General features: G+C 63.6%; 9 protein-coding genes, 1 tRNA gene and 3 rRNA genes. 11 read left to right on the top strand and 2 right to left on the bottom strand.

The window, feature by feature from the left end:
• The first annotated feature begins 8 nt into the window (after positions 1–8).
• Both dapB and OG413_RS00695 read left to right on the top strand, forming a co-directional pair.
• On the top strand, positions 9–761 hold the full coding sequence (gene dapB, locus OG413_RS00700; protein WP_266802322.1) for a 4-hydroxy-tetrahydrodipicolinate reductase: 753 nt from the start codon (positions 9–11) through the stop codon (positions 759–761).
• 12 nt (positions 762–773) lie between these two features.
• Complete coding sequence (locus OG413_RS00695; RefSeq protein ID WP_266802320.1) at positions 774–1,241, top strand: tetratricopeptide repeat protein; 468 nt, start codon at positions 774–776, stop codon at positions 1,239–1,241.
• Between the two features lie 79 nt (positions 1,242–1,320).
• Here OG413_RS00695 and OG413_RS00690 read toward each other — a convergent pair whose 3' ends face one another.
• Together OG413_RS00690 and OG413_RS00685 are read right to left on the bottom strand one after the other, a co-directional pair.
• A complete protein-coding gene (locus OG413_RS00690; protein WP_266802318.1) occupies positions 1,321–1,881 on the bottom strand; it encodes a hypothetical protein in 561 nt (186 codons plus the stop codon).
• A 94-nt stretch (positions 1,882–1,975) separates the two neighbouring features.
• Positions 1,976–2,215: a hypothetical protein gene (locus OG413_RS00685; RefSeq protein WP_266802316.1), complete on the bottom strand. Its 240-nt coding sequence runs from the start codon at positions 2,213–2,215 to the stop codon at positions 1,976–1,978.
• 187 nt (positions 2,216–2,402) lie between these two features.
• On the opposite strand from OG413_RS00685, the gene thyX reads away from it, so the two are divergent.
• The 9 genes from thyX to OG413_RS00640 all read left to right on the top strand — a co-directional run bounded on the left by thyX (position 2,403) and on the right by OG413_RS00640 (position 13,762).
• The gene (thyX, locus tag OG413_RS00680; protein WP_266802314.1) at positions 2,403–3,140 is read left to right on the top strand and encodes an FAD-dependent thymidylate synthase; all 738 of its coding nucleotides are present in this window, start codon (positions 2,403–2,405) and stop codon (positions 3,138–3,140) included.
• 152 nt (positions 3,141–3,292) lie between these two features.
• Entirely contained in the window at positions 3,293–4,192 is a 900-nt protein-coding gene (gene dapA, locus OG413_RS00675) for a 4-hydroxy-tetrahydrodipicolinate synthase (RefSeq protein WP_266802312.1), read from the top strand.
• Positions 4,193–4,320: 128 nt separating this feature from the next.
• The gene (locus tag OG413_RS00670; protein ID WP_073726610.1) at positions 4,321–6,006 is read left to right on the top strand and encodes a ribonuclease J; all 1,686 of its coding nucleotides are present in this window, start codon (positions 4,321–4,323) and stop codon (positions 6,004–6,006) included.
• Positions 6,007–6,632: 626 nt separating this feature from the next.
• Positions 6,633–8,158, top strand: a 16S ribosomal RNA gene (locus OG413_RS00665).
• A 305-nt stretch (positions 8,159–8,463) separates the two neighbouring features.
• Positions 8,464–11,589 (top strand): 23S ribosomal RNA (locus tag OG413_RS00660).
• Between the two features lie 79 nt (positions 11,590–11,668).
• Positions 11,669–11,785: ribosomal RNA gene (gene rrf / locus OG413_RS00655) — 5S ribosomal RNA — on the top strand.
• Together the 16S, 23S and 5S rRNA genes with 1 tRNA gene alongside form the textbook arrangement of a ribosomal RNA operon.
• A gap of 248 nt (positions 11,786–12,033) precedes the next feature.
• Positions 12,034–12,106: transfer RNA gene (locus tag OG413_RS00650), tRNA-Thr, on the top strand.
• Between the two features lie 102 nt (positions 12,107–12,208).
• The gene (locus OG413_RS00645) at positions 12,209–12,994 is read left to right on the top strand and encodes a DeoR/GlpR family DNA-binding transcription regulator (protein ID WP_266802308.1); all 786 of its coding nucleotides are present in this window, start codon (positions 12,209–12,211) and stop codon (positions 12,992–12,994) included.
• 111 nt (positions 12,995–13,105) lie between these two features.
• Positions 13,106–13,762 (top strand): NUDIX domain-containing protein, encoded by a 657-nt coding sequence (locus OG413_RS00640; RefSeq protein ID WP_266802306.1) that lies wholly within the window; start codon positions 13,106–13,108, stop codon positions 13,760–13,762.
• The last annotated feature ends 8 nt before the right edge of the window (positions 13,763–13,770 follow it).

The following is a 13,770-nucleotide window of genomic DNA, read 5'->3' as shown; positions in this document are numbered from 1 at the left end:
ACAAAGCAATGAGCAAGCTGCGCGTAGCCGTTCTCGGCGCCAAGGGCCGTATCGGAGCCGAGGCGGTACGAGCCGTCGAGGCCGCCGACGACATGGAGCTGGTGGCAGCCCTGGGCCGGGGCGACAAGCTGGAGACCCTCGCGGACACCGGCGCCCAGGTCGTCGTCGAGCTCACCACCCCCGCATCGGTGATGGGCAACCTCGACTTCTGTATCCGGCACGGCATCCACGCCGTCGTCGGTACCACGGGCTGGACCGACGAACGGCTCGCGCAGCTCAACACCTGGCTCGACGGCTCCCCGGAGACCGGGGTGCTCATCGCGCCGAACTTCTCCATCGGCGCGGTCCTCACGATGAGGTTCGCCGAGCAGGCCGCCCGCTACTTCGAGTCCGTCGAGGTCATCGAGCTGCACCACCCGAACAAGGTCGACGCACCCTCCGGCACCGCCACGCGTACGGCCCAGCTGATCGCGGCCGCCCGCGAGAAGGCCGGCCGCGCCGCACAGCCGGACGCCACCACCACGGCTCTGGACGGTGCCCGTGGCGCGGACGTCGACGGGGTCCCGGTCCACGCGATCCGGCTCCGCGGCCTCCTCGCCCACCAGGAAGTGCTGCTCGGCGGCGAGGGCGAGACCCTCACCATCCGCCACGACTCCCTGCACCACAGCAGCTTCATGCCGGGCATCCTGCTCGGTACCCGCCGTGTGGTGACCACTCCCGGCCTCACCTTCGGCCTGGAACACTTCCTCGACCTGAACTGACTGAGCCCACCCATGCGCGCAAAGATCATCTACGTTGTCACCGCAGCCGTCCTGGTCTTCTACTTCGGCCTGGTCGGCAGCCGTGGCCTGCTCCTCATACGGCACGGCACGCTGCTGACGGTCGCGTTCGGCGTCTCGGTACTGGTGCTGCCGGTGATCGGCGTCTGGTTCCTCTGGAAGAACACCCAGTTCGTCCGCAGGGCCAACGCGCTGGCCGCCGAACTGGAAGCGGAGGGCGGGCTCCCGGTCGATGAACTGGTCCGTACCCCGGCCGGCCGTATCGACCGCGACTCCGCCGACGCGGTGTTCGCCCGTCGACGCGAGGAGACCGAGGACACCCCGGACGACTGGCGCTGCTGGTTCCGTCTGGCGGTCGCCTACCAGGACGCGAGGGACACCCCACGCGCCCGCAAGGCGATGCAACGGGCGATAGCACTGCACGGCCCGCGCCGGGCGGAATCAAGCCCGTCCGGCGGTTGAGGACACCTTTACACGCGTCAGGCCCGGCACGGGACACCCCGTACCGGGCCTGACGCTTGACGGCCACACGACCGCACGACTACACGGCTGCACCCTGGCGGTACTCGTCCCCCCAGGCCTCGATGGTGTCCGTCGCCCGCTCGAAGGCCTCGTCCCGTCCCAGGAAATCCGCGTTGTGGTCGGTCACCAGCGGCGGCAGTGTGTCGCCGCCCTGGCGGACCACGACGAGGGCCTGGCCCTGCACGGTACGGGGCAGACCGAGCCAGTTCACCGGCTGCTGGACGGTACGTACCGCCGCGGCCCGGTCCCACGGCACGGTGGTGGTCCGGAAGAACGCCACGCGCCGCACGCCGTGCCGGCTGACCCAGGCGCCGACCCGCAGCAGCCGAAGCGAGCCCGCGATCACCGCGGCGGACAGCCCCATACAGACAAGGGCTCCGGACGGCCCGCCGGTCAAACCGATGATCATGGCTGCGAGCAGCACGAACGACGCGAGCAACAACAGGGTGGCCGCGGCCGCGACCCGCCACGGGCCGGGGCGATAGGGCCGCCGCCAGCTGTCGTGGTCGTCGAACGGCAGCGCAACGTCCTCCGCGCTCGCGTCGAATGCGCGGTCGGCCGTCAGGAAGGGCAGGGGCACGACTGATCCTCACTCACAAGCACGCTCGATTGCTGTGCCCGGTGAGGCTACCGAGAGTGGCAGCGGCCCGACCACCCCAGGGGGTCCGTACGGGTCAGCGGCCCTGAGCGGCCTCGGACTGCTTCCCGTGGGCCGGGGCGTGCCCGGAGTCGAGGGCGGGAAGGCCGAAGAGCAGCGATCCGACGAGACCGGCGACCACGGTCAGCCCCACGAGGGAACGGCCCGCCAGTTCCGACACGCTGGCGCGGGTGCGGGGCGGAGGAGTGACATTACTGCGGAACCGGTCGGCCTCGGCTACGAACGAGAACGGGACGGATTCACGCCGGCGGAACATGAGGAAACTCTCCTTGATCTCTGTAACGGGTGCTGCTAATGAGTCAGACGCACGAAACACCCGATCGGTGCCCCGAATCGCCGAATCGACGCAAGATTTCCCCGTAAGGGCGGTCCCGGCCGCGTTGTCAGTGCCGGGCCGTAGAGTGGGCGCCGCCCGTGCGACGCCATTGGAAGGACCCCCGCCGGTGACCGACACCCCCGAACCCGCAAAGCCCCACTTCCGCAGCGATGTCACCGTTGACCTGGTGAAACATGCCGCAGGTGACTCCGACGTCCTGTTCGCCGCCCGTGTTTCCACGGCCGGTGAGCAGTCGCTGGAGGAGGTCACCAAGGACCCCGAACGGTCCAAGGGGCTCATCAACTTCCTGATGCGGGACCGGCACGGAAGTCCGTTCGAGCACAACTCGATGACCTTCTTCATCAGCGCCCCCATTTTCGTCTTCCGCGAGTTCATGCGGCACCGCGTGGGCTGGTCGTACAACGAGGAATCGGGCCGCTACAGGGAGCTGGAGCCGGTCTTCTACGTCCCGGGGGAGTCCCGCAAGCTCGTCCAGCAGGGCCGCCCCGGCAAGTACGAGTTCGTCGAGGGCACCCAGGCACAGCACGAGCTCACCGGCCGTGTGATGGAGGACTCCTACCGCCAGGCGTACGAGGCGTACCAGGAGATGCTCGCCGCCGGAGTGGCCCGCGAGGTCGCCCGCGCGGTCCTGCCCGTCGGCCTGTTCTCGACGATGTACGCCACGTGCAACGCCCGCTCGCTGATGCACTTCCTCGGCCTGCGCACCCAGCACGAGCTGGCGGCGGTCCCGTCCTTCCCGCAGCGCGAGATCGAGATGGTCGGCGAGCAGATGGAGGCCCACTGGGCGCGGCTCATGCCGCTCACTCATGCCGCCTTCAACAAAAATGGACGGGTCGCCCCGTAAGCGGTGTCCGTATTGCGGCGTTTCGTGAAGTTCATCTAGGCTGATCAAACGGACCCGGCACTGCTTGAACCCCCGAGCAGGCAGTGCCGGGTTCCACTTCCCCGTCCCCCCGAGGGGACACCGGGCGCTGAGCAACGAGTAGCGTGTTACCCATGGCTCCGATCTCCACTCCGCAGACCCCCTTCGGGCGGGTCCTCACCGCTATGGTCACGCCCTTCACGGCGGACGGCGCACTCGACCTCGACGGCGCCCAGCGGCTCGCCGCCCATCTGGTGGACGCAGGCAATGACGGCCTGGTCGTCAACGGCACCACCGGCGAGTCCCCGACCACCAGCGACGCGGAGAAAGACCAGCTCGTACGGGCGGTACTCGAAGCGGTAGGAGACCGGGCCCACGTCGTCGCCGGCATCGGCACCAACGACACCCGCCACAGCGTCGACCTGGCCCGCACCGCCGAGCGCACCGGCGCCCACGGCCTCCTCGCCGTCACGCCGTACTACAACAAGCCCCCGCAGGAAGGTCTCCTGCGGCACTTCACCGCCATCGCGGACTCCACCGGACTCCCCGTGATGCTGTACGACATTCCCGGCCGCAGCGGCGTGCCGATCGACACGGAGACGCTGGTCCGGCTCGCCGAGCACCCGCGTATCGTCGCCAACAAGGACGCCAAGGGTGACCTGGGCCGCGCCAGCTGGGCCATCGCCCAGTCCGGCCTCGCCTGGTACTCCGGCGACGACATGCTGAACCTGCCGCTCCTCTCGGTCGGCGCAGTCGGCTTCGTCTCCGTCGTGGGCCATGTGGTGACCCCTGATCTGCGGGCGCTGATCGAGGCGCATCTCGGCGGCGACGTCCACAAGGCCACGGAGATCCACCAGAAGCTGCTCCCGGTCTTCACCGGCATGTTCCGCACCCAGGGCGTGATCACCACGAAGGCCGCTCTGACCCTCCAGGGCCTCCCGGCCGGTCCGCTGCGCCTGCCCCTGGTGGAACTCACCGCACAGGAGACGGCGCAGCTCAAGATCGATCTGGCCGCCGGTGGGGTAGAGCTGTAACCACAGACTTCACAACTGAATAAGCGAGGAACACTCGCGAAGCACCATCCCAGACAACAGCAAGTGCACGAATGACACGCGCGCCACGTGCCTCAGCGGTACGTGGCGCGCGTGGTAAGGAGAGTCTTTTGAGTCATCCGCATCCTGAACTCGGTACCCCGCCGAAGCTCCCGAAGAACGGCCTGCGCGTCACGCCGCTCGGTGGTCTCGGTGAGATCGGCCGCAACATGACGGTCTTCGAGTACGGCGGCCGCCTGCTCATCGTCGACTGCGGCGTGCTCTTCCCCGAGGAGGAGCAGCCCGGGATCGACCTGATCCTCCCGGACTTCACCACCATCCGGGACCGTCTGGACGACGTCGAGGGCATCGTCCTCACGCACGGACACGAGGACCACATCGGTGGTGTCCCGTATCTGCTGCGTCTGAAGCCGGACATCCCGCTCATCGGCTCCAAGCTGACCCTCGCACTGATCGAGGCCAAGCTCCAGGAGCACCGGATCCGTCCGTACACCCTCGAGGTCACCGAGGGCCAGCGCGAGCGCATCGGCGTCTTCGACTGCGAGTTCATCGCGGTCAACCACTCGATCCCGGACGCTCTCGCGGTCGCCATCCGCACCCCCGCGGGCATGGCCGTCGCGACCGGTGACTTCAAGATGGACCAGCTCCCGCTGGACGGGCGTCTCACCGACCTCCACGCGTTCGCCCGGCTGAGCGAGGAGGGCATCGACCTGCTGCTCTCCGACTCGACGAACGCCGAGGTCCCCGGCTTCGTACCGCCCGAGCGGGACATCTCCAACGTCCTGCGCACGGTCTTCGCCAACGCCCAGAAGCGCATCATCGTGGCGAGCTTCGCCAGCCACGTGCACCGCATCCAGCAGATCCTGGACGCGGCCCACGAGTACGGCCGCCGGGTCGCCTTCGTGGGGCGTTCGATGGTCCGCAACATGGGCATCGCCCGTGACCTCGGCTACCTGAAGGTCCCCGCGGGCCTGGTCGTCGATGTGAAGACCCTCGACGATCTGCCGGACGACGAGGTCGTGCTCGTCTGCACGGGCTCGCAGGGCGAGCCGATGGCGGCCCTCTCCCGGATGGCCAACCGCGACCACCAGATCCGGATCGTTCCGGGCGACACGGTGATCCTGGCGTCGTCCCTGATCCCGGGCAACGAGAACGCGGTCTACCGCGTGATCAACGGCCTGACCCGCTGGGGCGCCAATGTCGTCCACAAGGGCAATGCCAAGGTCCACGTCTCGGGCCACGCCTCGGCCGGCGAGCTGCTGTACTTCTACAACATCTGCAAGCCGAAGAACCTGATGCCGGTCCACGGCGAATGGCGCCACCTGCGTGCCAATGCCGAACTGGGCGCACTCACGGGTGTTCCCAAGGACCACATCGTCATCGCCGAGGACGGCGTGGTCGTCGACCTGGTCGACGGCAAGGCGAGGATCGTCGGCAAGGTTCAGGCGGGTTACGTCTATGTCGACGGCCTCTCGGTCGGCGACGTCACCGAGACCTCCCTCAAGGACCGCCGCATTCTCGGCGACGAAGGCATCATCTCGGTCTTCATCGTGGTCGACAGTTCCTCGGGCAAGATCGTGGGCGGCCCCCACATCCAGGCCCGGGGCTCCGGCATCGACGACGCGGCCTTCAGCGCCGTCGTTCCGAAGGTCGAGGAGGCTCTCAACAAGTCGGCACAGGACGGTGTGATGGAGCCCCACCAGCTCCAGCAGCTCGTCCGCCGCTCGGTGGGTAAGTGGGTCTCCGACACCTACCGCCGGCGCCCGATGATCCTTCCGGTCGTCGTCGAGGTCTGATCCTCACGACCGCCGACCTGGAGCGGGGCGCCTCGATTTGCATCGGGGCGCCCCGCTCCAGTACGTTTACGGCTCCGCCTGACCGGGAAGCACCCGCGCACTTGTGCGCAGGAAGCACCTGAACAGGGCGGGAATTCCGACTCAGAATCTCTGATAAAGTCGGGTGCGCCGAAAGGCAAAGGCCACTCCACAGGCCGCCGGAATCAAATTCGGACCGGAAACGGAACGAATGAAGAGTCTGGTAAAGTTGGAACCGCCGGAAAGGGAAACGCGAAAGCGAAGAACTGGAAAGCGAAAACTGCTTGACCCGCTTCGGCCGGGAATCGGACACGAAAGAGTCTGATAGAGTCGGAAACGCAAGAACACGAAGGGAAGCGCCCGGAGGGCCCCGGTGAAACGGGACCGAAGGAAGCGTCCGTTCCTTGAGAACTCAACAGCGTGCCAAAAGTCAACGCCAGATATGTTGATACCCCGGCCTGCTTCGGCAGGTTGGTGGTTCCTTTGAAAGTCCTACCGGGCCTTACGGCTCCGGTGGGCAATTACACAGCGAGGACGCTGTGAACGACTGGTCTTATTCCGACCGGTCGTTCCGCTCTCGTGATGTGTGTCCCGATTACGGGAAAACATTCACGGAGAGTTTGATCCTGGCTCAGGACGAACGCTGGCGGCGTGCTTAACACATGCAAGTCGAACGATGAAGCCTTTCGGGGTGGATTAGTGGCGAACGGGTGAGTAACACGTGGGCAATCTGCCCTTCACTCTGGGACAAGCCCTGGAAACGGGGTCTAATACCGGATAATACTTCTGCCTGCATGGGTGGGGGTTAAAAGCTCCGGCGGTGAAGGATGAGCCCGCGGCCTATCAGCTTGTTGGTGGGGTAATGGCCTACCAAGGCGACGACGGGTAGCCGGCCTGAGAGGGCGACCGGCCACACTGGGACTGAGACACGGCCCAGACTCCTACGGGAGGCAGCAGTGGGGAATATTGCACAATGGGCGAAAGCCTGATGCAGCGACGCCGCGTGAGGGATGACGGCCTTCGGGTTGTAAACCTCTTTCAGCAGGGAAGAAGCGAGAGTGACGGTACCTGCAGAAGAAGCGCCGGCTAACTACGTGCCAGCAGCCGCGGTAATACGTAGGGCGCAAGCGTTGTCCGGAATTATTGGGCGTAAAGAGCTCGTAGGCGGCTTGTCACGTCGGATGTGAAAGCCCGGGGCTTAACCCCGGGTCTGCATTCGATACGGGCTAGCTAGAGTGTGGTAGGGGAGATCGGAATTCCTGGTGTAGCGGTGAAATGCGCAGATATCAGGAGGAACACCGGTGGCGAAGGCGGATCTCTGGGCCATTACTGACGCTGAGGAGCGAAAGCGTGGGGAGCGAACAGGATTAGATACCCTGGTAGTCCACGCCGTAAACGTTGGGAACTAGGTGTTGGCGACATTCCACGTCGTCGGTGCCGCAGCTAACGCATTAAGTTCCCCGCCTGGGGAGTACGGCCGCAAGGCTAAAACTCAAAGGAATTGACGGGGGCCCGCACAAGCAGCGGAGCATGTGGCTTAATTCGACGCAACGCGAAGAACCTTACCAAGGCTTGACATATACCGGAAAGCATCAGAGATGGTGCCCCCCTTGTGGTCGGTATACAGGTGGTGCATGGCTGTCGTCAGCTCGTGTCGTGAGATGTTGGGTTAAGTCCCGCAACGAGCGCAACCCTTGTTCTGTGTTGCCAGCATGCCCTTCGGGGTGATGGGGACTCACAGGAGACTGCCGGGGTCAACTCGGAGGAAGGTGGGGACGACGTCAAGTCATCATGCCCCTTATGTCTTGGGCTGCACACGTGCTACAATGGCCGGTACAATGAGCTGCGATGCCGCGAGGCGGAGCGAATCTCAAAAAGCCGGTCTCAGTTCGGATTGGGGTCTGCAACTCGACCCCATGAAGTCGGAGTTGCTAGTAATCGCAGATCAGCATTGCTGCGGTGAATACGTTCCCGGGCCTTGTACACACCGCCCGTCACGTCACGAAAGTCGGTAACACCCGAAGCCGGTGGCCCAACCCCTTGTGGGAGGGAGCTGTCGAAGGTGGGACTGGCGATTGGGACGAAGTCGTAACAAGGTAGCCGTACCGGAAGGTGCGGCTGGATCACCTCCTTTCTAAGGAGCACTTCTTACCAGGCTTCGGTTTGGTCAGAGGCCAGTACACCGGCGAATGTTCGGTGCTGGTTGCTCATGGGTGGAACGTTGACTACTCGGCACGACAGGTTGTTTTTCACTAGTACTGCTTCGGCGTGGAACGTGGGGAATGGTCGGTCGGGTCGGGCACGCTGTTGGGTATCTGAGGGTACGGACTCGTTTGAGTCTGTCCTTCGGTTGCCGGCCCCAGTGAACTCGTCGTATATGACGGGGTGATGGGTGGCTGGTCGTTGTTTGAGAACTGCACAGTGGACGCGAGCATCTGTGGCCAAGTTTTTAAGGGCGCACGGTGGATGCCTTGGCACCAGGAACCGATGAAGGACGTGGGAGGCCACGATAGTCCCCGGGGAGCTGTCAACCAAGCTTTGATCCGGGGGTTTCCGAATGGGGAAACCCGGCAGCCGTCATGGGCTGTCACCCGCTGCTGAACACATAGGCAGTGTGGAGGGAACGAGGGGAAGTGAAACATCTCAGTACCCTCAGGAAGAGAAAACAACCGTGATTCCGGGAGTAGTGGCGAGCGAAACTGGATGAGGCCAAACCGTATGCGTGTGATACCCGGCAGGGGTTGCGCATTCGGGGTTGTGGGATCTCTTTTTCATGGTCTGCCGGCTGTGAGACGAGTCAGAAACCGTTGATGTAGGCGAAGGACATGCGAAAGGTCCGGCGTAGAGGGTAAGACCCCCGTAGCTGAAACATTAACGGCTCGTTTAAGAGACACCCAAGTAGCACGGGGCCCGAGAAATCCCGTGTGAATCTGGCGGGACCACCCGCTAAGCCTAAATATTCCCTGGTGACCGATAGCGGATAGTACCGTGAGGGAATGGTGAAAAGTACCGCGGGAGCGGAGTGAAATAGTACCTGAAACCGTGTGCCTACAAGCCGTGGGAGCGTCGCTGTGTGTGCTTGCACATGCAGTCGTGACTGCGTGCCTTTTGAAGAATGAGCCTGCGAGTTTGCGGTGTGTTGCGAGGTTAACCCGTGTGGGGAAGCCGTAGCGAAAGCGAGTCCGAATAGGGCGGTTTAGTAGCGCGCTCAAGACCCGAAGCGGAGTGATCTAGCCATGGGCAGGTTGAAGCGGAGGTAAGACTTCGTGGAGGACCGAACCCACCAGGGTTGAAAACCTGGGGGATGACCTGTGGTTAGGGGTGAAAGGCCAATCAAACTCCGTGATAGCTGGTTCTCCCCGAAATGCATTTAGGTGCAGCGTCGTGTGTTTCTTGCCGGAGGTAGAGCACTGGATAGGCGATGGGCCCTACCGGGTTACTGACCTTAGCCAAACTCCGAATGCCGGTAAGTGAGAGCACGGCAGTGAGACTGTGGGGGATAAGCTCCATGGTCGAGAGGGAAACAGCCCAGAGCATCGACTAAGGCCCCTAAGCGTACGCTAAGTGGGAAAGGATGTGGAGTCGCAGAGACAACCAGGAGGTTGGCTTAGAAGCAGCCACCCTTGAAAGAGTGCGTAATAGCTCACTGGTCAAGTGATTCCGCGCCGACAATGTAGCGGGGCTCAAGCGTACCGCCGAAGTCGTGTCATTCGTACATATATCCCCAACGGGAGTACGGATGGGTAGGGGAGCGTCGTGTGCCGGGTGAAGCAGCCGCGGAAGCGAGTTGTGGACGGTTCACGAGTGAGAATGCAGGCATGAGTAGCGATACACACGTGAGAAACGTGTGCGCCGATTGACTAAGGGTTCCTGGGTCAAGCTGATCTGCCCAGGGTAAGTCGGGACCTAAGGCGAGGCCGACAGGCGTAGTCGATGGACAACCGGTTGATATTCCGGTACCCGCTTTGAAACGCCCAGTACTGAATCAGGCGATGCTAAGTCCGTGAAGCCGGCCCGATCTCTTCGGAGTTGAGGGTAGTGGTGGAGCCGATGAACCAGACTTGTAGTAGGTAAGCGATGGGGTGACGCAGGAAGGTAGTCCAGCCCGGGCGGTGGTAGTCCCGGGGTAAGGGTGTAGCCCGTGTGGTAGGTAAATCCGTCACACATATAAGGGTGAGACCTGATGCCGAGCCGATTGTGGTGAAGTGGATGATCCTATGCTGTCGAGAAAAGCCTCTAGCGAGTTTCATGGCGGCCCGTACCCTAAACCGACTCAGGTAGTCAGGTAGAGAATACCGAGGCGTTCGGGTGAACTATGGTTAAGGAACTCGGCAAAATGCCCCCGTAACTTCGGGAGAAGGGGGGCCATCACCGGTGAGGGAACTTGCTTCCTGAGCTGGGGGTGGCCGCAGAGACCAGCGAGAAGCGACTGTTTACTAAAAACACAGGTCCGTGCGAAGCCGTAAGGCGATGTATACGGACTGACGCCTGCCCGGTGCTGGAACGTTAAGGGGACCGGTTAGTGCACTTTCGGGTGTGCGAAGCTGAGAACTTAAGCGCCAGTAAACGGCGGTGGTAACTATAACCATCCTAAGGTAGCGAAATTCCTTGTCGGGTAAGTTCCGACCTGCACGAATGGCGTAACGACTTCTCGACTGTCTCAACCATAGGCCCGGTGAAATTGCACTACGAGTAAAGATGCTCGTTTCGCGCAGCAGGACGGAAAGACCCCGGGACCTTTACTATAGTTTGATATTGGTGTTCGGTTCGGCTTGTGTAGGATAGGTGGGAGACTTTGAAGCGGCCACGCCAGTGGTTGTGGAGTCGTCGTTGAAATACCACTCTGGTCGTGCTGGATGTCTAACCTGGGTCCGTGATCCGGATCAGGGACAGTGTCTGATGGGTAGTTTAACTGGGGCGGTTGCCTCCTAAAGAGTAACGGAGGCGCCCAAAGGTTCCCTCAGCCTGGTTGGCAATCAGGTGTTGAGTGTAAGTGCACAAGGGAGCTTGACTGTGAGACCGACGGGTCGAGCAGGGACGAAAGTCGGGACTAGTGATCCGGCAGTGGCTTGTGGAAGCGCTGTCGCTCAACGGATAAAAGGTACCCCGGGGATAACAGGCTGATCTTCCCCAAGAGTCCATATCGACGGGATGGTTTGGCACCTCGATGTCGGCTCGTCGCATCCTGGGGCTGGAGTCGGTCCCAAGGGTTGGGCTGTTCGCCCATTAAAGCGGTACGCGAGCTGGGTTTAGAACGTCGTGAGACAGTTCGGTCCCTATCCGCTGTGCGCGTAGGAATATTGAGAAGGGCTGTCCCTAGTACGAGAGGACCGGGACGGACGAACCTCTGGTGTGCCAGTTGTCCTGCCAAGGGCATGGCTGGTTGGCTACGTTCGGAAAGGATAACCGCTGAAAGCATCTAAGCGGGAAGCCTGCTTCGAGATGAGTATTCCCACCCTCTTGAGGGGTTAAGGCTCCCAGTAGACGACTGGGTTGATAGGCCAGATGTGGAAGCCCGGTAACGGGTGGAGCTGACTGGTACTAATAGGCCGAGGGCTTGTCCTCAGTTGCTCGCGTCCACTGTGTTAGTTCTGAAATAACGAACGGCCGTGTTGTGTTCCGGTGTTGGTTAATTTCATAGTGTTTCGGTGGTCATTGCGTTAGGGAAACGCCCGGTTACATTCCGAACCCGGAAGCTAAGCCTTTCAGCGCCGATGGTACTGCAGGGGGGACCCTGTGGGAGAGTAGGACGCCGCCGAACAATTTTTCCGGGAAAGCCCCGTACCGCAAGGTACGGGGCTTTTCTGCGTTCACGGGTCTTTCGCCGACACTCATAGGCCCCTCCGGTGTTGTTCCCGGTGCTACGGGTGGGCCGGCGCGGCCGGTCCGTGGGGGAGTTCCGTGGCGCTCGTGAGAATCGGCCGGGAATCGGCCGGGAATCGGTGCGTCCGGTGGTTAACAGCACCCTTGGATTCAGGGTATGCTTTATCTCGTTGCACAGCGCGACAGGCCCCAATAGCTCAGTCGGTAGAGCGTCTCCATGGTAAGGAGAAGGTCTGCGGTTCGATTCCGCATTGGGGCTCAGGCAGAAGGAAGGCCCCCGCCACTCGGCGGGGGCCTTTTTTGCGTTCCAGGTCATCACATGCTGATGTTCAAATGAACATCAGCATGATAGAAATGGTTCATGGGTGTTGCTGATCGTCTGGACCTGACCCTGCGGCTGGTCCAGGGCTCCGACCGTGTCTCCGTCTCGGAACTCTCCCAGCGTCTGGGGGTGTCCGAGATGACGGTCCGCAGGGACCTCGACGTGCTGGAGCGCCAGGAGCTCGTCCGCAGAGTGCACGGCGGTGCCGTGGCCACGAAGGCACGTGAAGAGGGCGCGGGCTTTGTCGCACGCGAAGCCTGGCAGTCCGCCACGAAGGACCGGCTGGGCGCCCGGGTGGCCGCGATGGTCGAGCCGGGGTCCCGTGTGCTGCTGGACGCGGGGACCACGACCGTGCACGTCGCGGAGCACCTCGCCGCTCGAAGGCCCCTGACGGTGGCGGTGCTGAGCCTGCAGGCGGCGATGTGCCTGGCGGACCGCCCCGGTATCGACCTGCTCGTCGTCGGTGGGCGTTCACGGCCCGGAGAACGGTCCCTGGTCGGCCCGTTGGCCCTGCGCACGCTGGAGTCGTTGGCCTTCGACTGTTTCGTCATGTCCATCGGGGGTGCGCACGCCGAGCACGGCTGGTCCGAGTTCTCCTTGGAGGACGCGGCCGTCAAACAGGCCGGGCTGGCGCAGTCCGCCCGGACCATCGCGGTGGCCGATGCCACCAAGCTCGGGGTCCGGGCGTTCAGCCAGGTCGCCCCGCTCGGCGCGGTGGACAGCTTCGTGACCGACACCGGTGCGGAGGACTCCGAAACCCATCCCAACGGCCCGCACACGCTGAAGGCTCTCCGGACGGCGGGCGTGCCTGTCCTCCTGGCCTGAAGCCCGCCCTTCGAACCCCCGTCCTCCGAAACACGCCCATCGCCACTGAGGTGACGCCATGAACGCTGTTCCCCGTACGCAGATGAACCTCGACGCCGTTCCGGCCCCGCGATGACCGCCGGCATCGATACCCCCGACCGCCGCGGCCGCACCGGCCTCGACCGGCAGGGCCGTGACCTGACCGGCAACCCGCGGGTGCGGATCGTCGATGTGGAGGTGCTCTCCTGCGACTGGTACGTCCTGCGCAGGACGACCTTCGACTACCGGCACAGCGACGGACACTGGAGCCGGGAACAGCGTGAGACCCATGACCGCGGCGACGGCGCCACCATCCTGCTCTACGATCCCGACCGCCGTACGGTGCTGCTGACCCGGCAGTTCCGTCTCCCGGCCTACGTCAACGGCCACCCCGACGGGATGCTCATCGAAACGGCGGCGGGCCTGCTGGACGGGGACAGTCCCGAGGAGGCCATCCGCAGGGAGGCGGCGGAGGAGACGGGGCACACCGTCGGCGCGGCCGAGCGCGTCTTCGACGTCTACATGAGCCCCGGCTCCGTCACCGAGCGGCTGCACTTCTTCGCCGCCCCGTACACTCCGGCGACCGCGACCGGCGGCGGAGGTGGCATCGCCGCCGAGGGCGAGGACATCGCCACCGTCGAGCTGCCCTTCACCGAGGCACTCGCGATGATCCGCGACGGGGCGATCGCCGACGCGAAGACCATCATGCTGCTGCAATGGGCAGCCCTGGACGGCCCGTTCGGCTCCTGAGCGCCGAC

This window comes from Streptomyces sp. NBC_01433, assembly GCF_026340105.1.
Lineage (GTDB): Bacteria > Actinomycetota > Actinomycetes > Streptomycetales > Streptomycetaceae > Streptomyces.
Note: the sequence above shows the minus strand (reverse complement) of the source record. Positions and strands in the feature narration are given on the sequence as shown.

Coding starts and splice junctions, on each gene's coding strand:
- dapB (WP_266802322.1), top strand. CDS start 9: ATGAGCAAGCTGCGCGTAGCCGTTCTCGGCGCCAAGGGCCGTATCGGA.
- OG413_RS00695 (WP_266802320.1), top strand. CDS start 774: ATGCGCGCAAAGATCATCTACGTTGTCACCGCAGCCGTCCTGGTCTTC.
- OG413_RS00685 (WP_266802316.1), bottom strand. CDS start 2,215: ATGTTCCGCCGGCGTGAATCCGTCCCGTTCTCGTTCGTAGCCGAGGCC.
- dapA (WP_266802312.1), top strand. CDS start 3,293: ATGGCTCCGATCTCCACTCCGCAGACCCCCTTCGGGCGGGTCCTCACC.
- OG413_RS00645 (WP_266802308.1), top strand. CDS start 12,209: ATGGGTGTTGCTGATCGTCTGGACCTGACCCTGCGGCTGGTCCAGGGC.
- OG413_RS00640 (WP_266802306.1), top strand. CDS start 13,106: ATGACCGCCGGCATCGATACCCCCGACCGCCGCGGCCGCACCGGCCTC.